Source organism: Paraburkholderia sp., assembly GCF_049581445.1.
In the GTDB taxonomy this organism is placed as follows: Bacteria; Pseudomonadota; Gammaproteobacteria; order Burkholderiales; family Burkholderiaceae; genus Paraburkholderia.
The window spans coordinates 1-8735 of the sequence record NZ_JBAURZ010000354.1 but is presented as its reverse complement, the minus strand read 5'-3'; the positions used below and the strand labels follow the sequence as shown (position 1 = coordinate 8735).

Genomic DNA, 8735 nt, shown 5'->3' with positions numbered 1-8735 from the left:
GCGCCGGGCTGATCGGCGACGGCGGCGCTATCCGAGGCCGAGGGCGGCCCTGACAAGCCACGGCCGCGCTGGGACATCTCAAGATTGGTGACCTGCTGCTCTAGCGAGTTGATCTGTTTCTGCTGCTCGTCGACCACACGCATCAGCATGTTCAGCCGATCGTCGACGGATTGATTGGCAAGCGCCTGGGCGCCTGCCGCCTGAGAGAGTGCGAACAGCATGACGGCGACTGGAATCGCCGCCAGTGCCGTGCGCGGCACTCCGGTGCGTGAAGCATTATTCATTTTGTATTCCCCCGGTATTCCGACGGCGCACCACCATTCTCCAAAGGCAGCGCGCTGTCCAATCAGTGCTTCGTTTGCTCCTTCTGCTTCTGGCGGGTGGCGGCCCGCTTTGTATCCCCTTATCTTCTTGAGCTGGCGCTGTTTTGCAGGGCTTGTAGAACGCCAAGCTGCCGAACCATCGCAGCGGACATCTGTTGCGTCTGCAACTGCAAATGCAACTGGTTGGCGACTTGCTGGTTATTGCCTGCTATCTGAAGCAACTGTGCGATCTGTGCGTTACTCGGTGCGATGGTTTGCGTCGCCAGTCCCGCCGGCGTTTGCAGCGCAACCGTCACACCGTTGCTGCCGAACGTGATGCCGGCTTTGACGGAGCCGGTCGAATTGGATGCCGCCGCGGATGGCGAACCATTGCCGCCTGCAACGACGACGGGCGTATTGGTGAAGTCGATCGTCGTCGAGTTGCTGCCCACGTTGCTATTACCGGCTACTTGCGAGACCTGCGAGACGCCATTTACCGAGACGTTCTGTCCGCCGCTCACGGTGGCGTTGGGGTTAGCGCCGGTGTTCCCCGCACCTGCGCTACCGTTATTGCCCGGCGTGTTGCTGGTGACCTGAGCGAGCGTATTGACCGCCGCTGCAATCTGCCCAGCCGCGTTTTGCGTCGCGGTGAGTGTGCCTTGCGCAAGGGCAGTCACTCCGTTCGGCAATTGCCATTGAGACAGCAGGTTCAGTACGAACCCGGAAATCATCGTTCCGCCGGCGTATTTGCCGGTCTGTTGTTCGAGTACGTCATCGTCAACGGGCTGCACCTTGAGCGTTTGGGGTGCAAGATCGTGAGTCGATAAAAATTCGGGCACCGGTGGCAAGCCGGCGATGTCAGCGGCAAAAGCGCCGCTGTTGAGGCCGCACATCGTGGCGCACAACGCGAGGCCCAATTGTGAGAGGTGGCGTTTCATGTTTGGGTCAGAATAGTTCTGCCTTGATCAAGCCGTACTCCACAAAAGGAGTCGCCGCTGTCCCGGTGGCCAGCGCGTTTGCGCGCAGCTTGAGGGCTAGCGACTCGTTGTCTTGCAACAGTGGTGAATCCTCCCTGAAGGGTTTGCCGAGCACCGCGAACACGAGGCCATTCCAACTTTTCGCGAAGTCGCTTTCCATCACGATGCGATTGCCGAGGGCCGGGTCCGCAATGAAAATGCGGCCGTCCGCGGCATGCTTCACGATGACGAAGTGTTCGTAACCGTTGATGTTCATCAGGACCATGACGGGAATCTGCAGGTGATACAGCGCATCCGTGTTGACGCGAAAGCCCCGCCCGCGCAGCCCGATGGTCTCGACGAACTTCTTCATGTCGAGCATCGAGAAGCCGTTCTTGACGACCACTTCCGGTGTCGAGAACACCATCATGCGGCGGATCAGTTCGGTCTCCGGGATGTCGATGCCGTAGCCGAATTTGAGTAGCGTCGCGAGTGCGGCCGCACCGCAGCTATAGTCGTATTGCTGGCTGACGATGTGGTTGTAACGGATGTCTTTCATCGAGTGCAGCGTCTTGGTCAACGGCACACCCGCCAGATTAGTTGTATTGATGGTCGACTGTGCGTGGCCTGGCCCACACACAGTGCAACACGCCAACGCTAGGGCGAACCGTAGCGCCGGGACACGCTCGAACCCGGACATGCTGGTCTCCTGCCTCATTCGCGCCGGCAGCTACAATGGCCGCCGGCGCGTCCCACCCTGATTGCTTTTTTACTTGCCGCTATTCAATGCTGCAATTGCGAGGCCGTTGTGCTGCAGGTTGCCTGCGCCGCCGGCGATGTTCACGCCGATGTTGCCTTGCGAGCCTTGCAGCGCGTTGTTACCCAGCATCGCGGTACCCTGGAATTGCCCAGTAACCGACATCGTGGCGCTTTGCGTGTTGTCGTCCGTGGCGACCATTGCTGTCGTCAGTGCGTTACCCGGTGTCGTGGTTGTCACTGCACCGGCAAGGCTGTTGTTCTGCACGTTGCCGATACCCGATGCCACGTTCACCCCAACGTTGCCCGACACGTTTTGCAGCGAGCTGTCGCCGATCGACGCATTCAGGTTGAAGTTGTTGATCTTCGCGCTGCCTGCCGACGATTGCATGTTGAACACCTGGGCATTGCCGAACACGTTGCCCACATCCACGGAAGCGAGCGACACGTCGTTGCTCTGAGCGTTGTCGATGCCTTCGCCGATGTTGATACCCAGGTTGCCCGATACACCCGAAGCAGCACCCGTACCGGTGGTGGCGTTCAGCGTGCCAGCGGCTTGCGTGTTGATCACTTGCGTGACGCTGCCGGTCACCATTTCATTGGTGGTGTTCAGCGAGTCATTCACGCTGTAGCCCCAGGCATGGGTCGAGCCCGAAGCCGTCGAGTAGGACGAGGAGCCCGATTGCGTGTCGGTCTTCGTCGACGACGAGTTGTGGGCATACGTATCGGTCGAGGTCTTCGCCTTGTAGCCCGAGCCGCTGTCCTGCGCCGAAGCACCCCAGCTTTGCGAACCGTCCGCATACGCGCTGTTGGCATTGGTCGTCGAGAGCGAGCCGTTGAGTGTGCTCACCGAGCCCGACGAATGCGTGCCGTTGGACGCGTTGTTCTTGTCATACGAGGCGCTAGCCGTCGCGGCGGTGCCTTCCGATCCGGACAGCGTGACGCTCGCGCTGCCATTGCCCGGGTGGCCGTGGTGCGAGTCGCTTGCCGAGAGGGTCACATAGCCGCCTGCGCTTTGCGAAGCGGACCCGGTCGCGTTGCCCGATTTGCCGCTGGTGTTGCTGTAGCTGCTGTTATCCGTTTTGGTCAGACCAGCGGAAATCGTGCTGTCATGGGCGCTGCCGTTGTCGCTCGCGGCGTGATAGGCGCTGCTTTCGCTAGCGGAACCCTGGTTGCCGTACGCATAGCCGCTCGATGAGCTCTTCGTGGTGGTTGAGTTCGCCACGTCGGAGTTCGACGAAGTATGCGTCGAGGTGCCTTGCGAAGCGGTGCCGTAGGCGCTGTAGTTATACGTGCTGTTGGTGCCCGTACCCGTCACGCTATGCATGCTGTTGTCGTACGAGGTCGTGACCTTGCCTACCGAATAACTTTGTGCCTGCGGATCCAGCGAAGCGTGCACATTGACGCTCTGGTTGTTGTTGATGACGGCGCCGGCGCTGCTGGACACGTCGATGCAGCCAAACAGCGTGACCCATCCTTCAAGGCCGACCTGTTCACCCACGAGAGTCGCATTGAAGATGTACGGGTCTTTCGGCGACGCGAATGCGCTGCCCGAAGCTGCGATGAGAACGGCTGCTGCAATGAGAGTGCGCTTCATGATTTCGCTCCGATACTTGTGTTGTCAGTTAAAAAAAGTGCCCGCCGGGGGACGGAGCACAAAACTGTTTGCCGTAGCGTTACCGGCGCCGGCTGCCTGGTTGATCTGAACAATCCCGCTGACGTTCTTGAAGGCTTCGTTTGAAATGTTGGCCTCCCGTACGCTATTAACCCCGATCGATTGACCCAGACCGCCGTTTTTCGCGGCCGTCGCGGATAGCTCCCCATCCGAGACGGTCTCGACTCCAACCGCCGCAGTACCAATCTGGGTACTGTTGCGCTGAAGATTCCCTGCGCCCGCAGACTGGTTCACCAGAACCGCTCCGGACGTGTTGGAAAATGCATTGCCCTGAATTGACGCGCTGGCATTGGTGACTCTCGCGGCGCCTGATGCGCTCTGTGTGCTGGCGTTGTCGTTGCCGATGACGCCGCCTGTCGTGATCGTCAACTGGTTAGCCTGCGCGTTGCTGAGGCCGGCCGCCTCGTTCACCGTGAGCGCGCCGGTCGTTCCGGTCGCGACGCCGCTTGAAATCGTCGCCGTGGCGCCGACGGTTGGTATCGACTGCGCGTACGCGCCGCAATTTGCGAAGCTGGTCACGCCGATTACGATGCAGGCGGCGGCGTAGCTCCAGCGAGCCTGGAAGGGCGCATTACGCGTGATGTTCCCGGTGCGATTGCGAGCGGCGTTCATTTCATGCCTCCGAGTGCGCCGCCGAGCGCCGACGACAGCGGCGCGAGCGTGCCCACCACCGACGAGGAAATCGTGCCGCCCACGCCCGCCGCCGGTTGGCCGATGCCGCCGGAGTTCAGCGCGATGTTGTTGCCGGTCGCCTTGCCGCTCAGAATTTGCGTGACCGCCTGCAGACCTGTGCCGCTCAGGGCGCTATTGCCACCGACTCCGGTCGAACCACGGGCGTTGGTCAGATCGCTGTCGGTGACGAGCGTGGCCATGGCCGGATCGAAGGAGTTGGCCGGGAAGGTAGTGGCCCGCACTGACACCGGGTCCTGACTGGTCGGCACCGCGACGAACGCATCGCGTGGCGTGATCTGACGTTCGACGATGAGGTCGCCCGGATTCACCACTTGCTGGGCGGCGGCGTGCAGCGCCAGGCCGCTGGCCAGCACGCCGAGCAACACACGCATCGGTGCGGCGAGGCGGTGGCCGGTACGCGGCATCCAGGTTGAAGTGGTCATGTCAGTTCCTTACTGCGAGCGCGTGGGTTGAGTGGGCGTGATGTGCGGCGGCTTATTTACTTGCGCTGGTAGGCGGCAACGTTGCCCTGCGCGTTGGCCGCGGCGTCCAGCGGAATCGGCATCGGCGAAGGAGGGGCGATTTCGTCCCACAGCGTCACGCCATTGCCGCCGTTGCCCGCGCTACGCATCAGTTGTGGCGTGGCCGCAACCATCAACATGCCGCTGAAGCCGCCGCGCTGACGCGACAGCACCTGGTCATCGAGCGAGAAATCGTTCGGCGATGTGGCATCGGTGGGCACGCTCCGTGCTACATCGGCGAGGTCGCTACCGGAAGCGCCCGGGTTCGCGGTGCTGGCCGCGTCTTGGGCCTTCGGCGTGGCTGTTACGGTCGCGAAAGCGTCATTGGCCGGGCTTGTTACGGCGACAGAGTGTTGCGTGCTGACGGAATTCGAGTCGCCGGATGCCTGCGCGTTGGCGCTCTGGGGCAGCGCCACCAGAGCGAGGGCACCGCACAGCGCGGCGCACATCGGTAAATGGTGCAGGGCAATGCGGAAAACGAGTCGCATGGTGTGTCTCCTTGGTGCATGGCATTTAGCGAAACGTGTGCCATGCGCCCAAATCCATTGATGCGACAGGACTGCGGAGGAGGGGTGAGATGGTTTTTATTGAAAATGAGGCAAAAACGTTTCAGCCCTGAAACGGGTGGCAGGAAATACCGGTAATTGATAATTAGCGCCGGTACGCGAAAGCTCAGGGTTCATCCCTGGCAAACGCGTGTGGAAACGTTTTATTCAAAATGCGTAGACTTGCGAATCGCCCGCCCAGCCTTGTGTGGCGGTGAAGGGACGGATTAAATTTGCATATTTGTTTTCGAAGCGACGCGCGTATAGTAAGCTCTCGAAAACAGAGTCACATTTAAAAAAGCCCGACGCTGGGCCGTCTGAATCACACACGCCGCTTTTCGGGGATCAGCTGTCCGCACGGAATGGAATGGCCGTTCGGTTTTTGCCAAAATGCGAAACCCGGGCTGAGTCAGCGCGCTTAAAACGTGTTCAGGCGCGTGCCGTCATCCTTAACGTTCGTTGACGAGAGGATCAGAATAATGGAATCCGCAACGCGGCAACTGATTTATGTTTCGCGTGACCCCAGTGTGGAACTGAACACCCGGTTTCACCAGCGGGGTTGGAACGTTGAAGTCGTGGGTTCAGCGCGCGATGTACGCCGCGCCGTTCGTGCCGGTATGGCAGCGGGCGGCTTGCTCGATCTTTCGAGCCATTTCCAGCCACATGAGATTGCCGCGTTCGAATCGTGTCTAACGATGCCGAATGTCGGATGGGTCGCCGCGACCATGCCCGGTCAGTTGCAGGACGCTGCATTGCGCCGTCTGGTGCGCGACTATTGTTTCGATTACGTCACTGTGCCTTACTCGGGCGACCGGATTGTCGATTCGGTTGGTCACGCGTACGGCATGATCTCCCTTGGCGAACCCGCCTCGAACGACGGCACCCCAGGCGGCACCGAAGGCGAAATGGTCGGTTCGTGCGACGCGATGCTCGCGCTATTCCGCTCCATCCGCAAAGTCGCCATGACCGATGCGCCCGTGTTCATTTCCGGCGAATCCGGTACCGGCAAGGAACTCACCGCGGTCGCGATTCATGAGCGTTCGTCACGCCGTAGCGCTCCATTTGTGCCGATTAACTGCGGCGCGATTCCTCCGCATCTGCTGCAATCTGAATTGTTCGGTTATGAGCGCGGCGCATTTACTGGCGCGAATCAGCGCAAGATCGGCCGGGTCGAAGCGGCGAATGGCGGGACGTTATTTCTCGATGAAATCGGCGACCTCCCGCTCGAAAGCCAGGCGAGTCTGCTGCGGTTTCTGCAGGAACGCAAGGTGGAGCGGCTCGGTGGCCACGGGTCGGTCGATGTCGATGTGCGCATCATCTCGGCCACCCACGTCGACATGAACGCGGCGATGATCGAAGGGCGTTTCCGTTCGGATCTATATCACCGCCTGTGCGTGCTGCAAATCGACGAACCGCCGTTGCGTGCGCGTGGTAAGGATATCGAACTACTCGCGCGCCACATGCTGGAACGTTTCAGAAAAGATGCAAGCCGCCGCCTGCGTGGTTTCGCGCCGGATGCGATCGCCGCGCTGCACAATTACAGCTGGCCCGGTAACGTCCGCGAGCTGATCAACCGGGTACGGCGCGCCATTGTGATGTCGGAGGGCCGCGCGATCACCGCGCGCGACCTGGAACTCGCGGAATACGTCGAGATTGTGCCGGTGTCGCTCGCGCAGGCGCGTGAGGCGGCCGAGCGGCAGGCGATCGAACTGGCGTTGCTGCGTCACCGCGGACGCCTCGGCGATGCCGCCCAGGAACTTGGCATTTCACGTGTCACGTTGTACCGCTTGTTGTGTGCGCATGGCATGCGCCACATGGAAGGCGAGCACATCGTACCGCATGGCGAACCGGCCTCCGTGCCTCATATCTGAGGCGCCTGAAAACAGCGTTCAAGAGGGCGCAAAAAAATAGCGCTAAATAGCGTTGAAGAGCTGCGGTGCGACGCTCGTCGCCCGCGCTTGCTAAAATCGGGTTTTCCGCGATAACACCCAGGCCAGCCACCTAACTGGCGCCGCGCCGAAGGAACCCGAATGAAACAATACCTCGACCTCGTCCGCTCGATCCTCGATACCGGCACGTGGCAGGAAAACCGCACTGGCATCCGGACCATCAGCATGCCGGGCGCGATGCTGCGCTTCGATCTGCAGCAGGGTTTCCCCGCTGTCACCACCAAGAAACTCGCGTTCAAATCGGCGATTGGCGAACTGGTCGGCTTTCTGCGCGCGTCACGCAGCGCCGCGGACTTTCGCGATCTAGGTTGCAAGGTATGGGACGCCAACGCCAATCAGAATCCGCAGTGGCTGGCTAACCCCTATCGTGAAGGGCCCGACGACCTCGGCGACGTGTACGGGGTGCAGTGGCGCAAGTGGCCGGCCTACAAGGTGCTCGACGCGTCGGCTGGCGCGCAGATCGCGGATGCCACGGGGCGTGGCTATCAGGTGATCACCGAATTCGACGAAGACGGTGAACGCAAGGTGCTGCTGTATAAGGCAATCGACCAGTTGCGGCAGTGCCTGGACACCATCATGCAGAACCCGGCCGACCGGCGCATCCTGTTTCATGCGTGGAATCCGGCTGTGCTCGAGGAAATCGCACTGCCCGCGTGCCACCTGCTGTACCAGTTCTTGCCGAATGCAGCGCGCCGTGAGATTTCGCTGTGCCTTTATATCCGCAGCAACGACGTGGGTCTTGGCACGCCGTTCAACCTGACCGAAGGCGCGGCATTGCTGCATCTCGTGGGGCGGTTGACGGGCTACTCACCGCGCTGGTTCACCTACTTCATCGGCGACGCGCACATCTACGAGAACCAGCTCGATATGCTGCAGCAACAAATCACGCGCGAGCCCTATGAAAGTCCGCGTCTCGAGATTGCTGCGCGGGTACCCGACTATGCGCAAACCGGTGTTTACGAACCGGAGTGGCTCGAGAAAATCGAGCCTGCGGATTTCTCGCTAGCCGGCTATCGTCATCACGAACCGTTGACCGCGCCCATGGCAGTTTGAGGCCTTTAAGGCGGCTGACCGGACAACTGCTGCGGGGCGAGACAAACGCTCAAGGCAACAAGGCAAGAAAAAGCCCACGCGGTAGAGAGGCGTGGGCTTGGACTATCAATTAACCCCACGTTTCCCGGAACGTGGGGTTTTGTTTTTTCAGGCTCGATCCGGGTCCCTTTAGCGCCAGGCCAAGGTGGCGCTTACCCCTTGCGATGCTCGTCGTGGCCGTTGCTCGAATGCTGCTCCTGATGCGGCTGCGGCTGCGGACGCGGCTGTTGTTGGGCCTGTTGCGCCGGGTGAGGCTCCGGGTGCGGC

8 protein-coding genes and 1 pseudogene are annotated in these 8735 nt (G+C 60.9%); 2 read left to right on the top strand and 7 right to left on the bottom strand.

Features of this window, described 5'->3' with window-relative positions; translation table 11 throughout:
* From WCA85_RS30245 to WCA85_RS30215, 7 genes and pseudogenes are all read right to left on the bottom strand, one after another.
* A pseudogene (locus tag WCA85_RS30245) lies at positions 1-284 on the bottom strand (hypothetical protein); the annotation flags it as partial.
* Positions 285-403: 119 nt separating this feature from the next.
* Complete coding sequence (locus tag WCA85_RS30240) at positions 404-1240, bottom strand: peptidase C39 (protein WP_424068548.1); 837 nt, start codon at positions 1238-1240, stop codon at positions 404-406.
* A gap of 7 nt (positions 1241-1247) precedes the next feature.
* Positions 1248-1958: a C39 family peptidase gene (locus WCA85_RS30235; RefSeq protein WP_424068547.1), complete on the bottom strand. Its 711-nt coding sequence runs from the start codon at positions 1956-1958 to the stop codon at positions 1248-1250.
* 69 nt (positions 1959-2027) lie between these two features.
* Positions 2028-3611 carry a hypothetical protein gene (locus WCA85_RS30230; protein WP_424068546.1) on the bottom strand — a complete coding sequence of 528 codons (1584 nt, stop codon included), beginning with the start codon at positions 3609-3611 and terminating at the stop codon, positions 2028-2030.
* Between the two features lie 24 nt (positions 3612-3635).
* Positions 3636-4301 (bottom strand): hypothetical protein, encoded by a 666-nt coding sequence (locus WCA85_RS30225; RefSeq protein ID WP_424068545.1) that lies wholly within the window; start codon positions 4299-4301, stop codon positions 3636-3638.
* Positions 4298-4753: a hypothetical protein gene (locus WCA85_RS30220; protein ID WP_424068549.1), complete on the bottom strand. Its 456-nt coding sequence runs from the start codon at positions 4751-4753 to the stop codon at positions 4298-4300. Before WCA85_RS30220 ends, WCA85_RS30225 begins: the two co-directional genes overlap by 4 nt.
* Positions 4754-4860: 107 nt before the next feature.
* A complete protein-coding gene (locus WCA85_RS30215) occupies positions 4861-5370 on the bottom strand; it encodes a hypothetical protein (RefSeq protein ID WP_424068544.1) in 510 nt (169 codons plus the stop codon).
* A gap of 536 nt (positions 5371-5906) precedes the next feature.
* Here WCA85_RS30215 and WCA85_RS30210 point away from each other — a divergent pair.
* Together WCA85_RS30210 and WCA85_RS30205 are read left to right on the top strand one after the other, a co-directional pair.
* A complete protein-coding gene (locus WCA85_RS30210) occupies positions 5907-7298 on the top strand; it encodes a sigma 54-interacting transcriptional regulator (RefSeq protein ID WP_424068543.1) in 1392 nt (463 codons plus the stop codon).
* Between the two features lie 159 nt (positions 7299-7457).
* Positions 7458-8429, top strand: a complete 972-nt coding sequence (locus tag WCA85_RS30205) for a thymidylate synthase (protein WP_424068542.1) — start codon at positions 7458-7460, stop codon at positions 8427-8429.
* Positions 8430-8735: the final 306 nt, after the last annotated feature.

Excerpts from the sequence above, each read along its gene's own strand:
- WCA85_RS30225 (WP_424068545.1), bottom strand. The coding sequence starts at position 4,301 with ATGAACGCCGCTCGCAATCGCACCGGGAACATCACGCGTAATGCGCCC.
- WCA85_RS30220 (WP_424068549.1), bottom strand. The coding sequence starts at position 4,753 with ATGCGTGTGTTGCTCGGCGTGCTGGCCAGCGGCCTGGCGCTGCACGCC.
- WCA85_RS30210 (WP_424068543.1), top strand. The coding sequence starts at position 5,907 with ATGGAATCCGCAACGCGGCAACTGATTTATGTTTCGCGTGACCCCAGT.
- WCA85_RS30230 (WP_424068546.1), bottom strand. The coding sequence starts at position 3,611 with ATGAAGCGCACTCTCATTGCAGCAGCCGTTCTCATCGCAGCTTCGGGC.
- WCA85_RS30215 (WP_424068544.1), bottom strand. The coding sequence starts at position 5,370 with ATGCGACTCGTTTTCCGCATTGCCCTGCACCATTTACCGATGTGCGCC.
- WCA85_RS30205 (WP_424068542.1), top strand. The coding sequence starts at position 7,458 with ATGAAACAATACCTCGACCTCGTCCGCTCGATCCTCGATACCGGCACG.
- WCA85_RS30235 (WP_424068547.1), bottom strand. The coding sequence starts at position 1,958 with ATGTCCGGGTTCGAGCGTGTCCCGGCGCTACGGTTCGCCCTAGCGTTG.
- WCA85_RS30240 (WP_424068548.1), bottom strand. The coding sequence starts at position 1,240 with ATGAAACGCCACCTCTCACAATTGGGCCTCGCGTTGTGCGCCACGATG.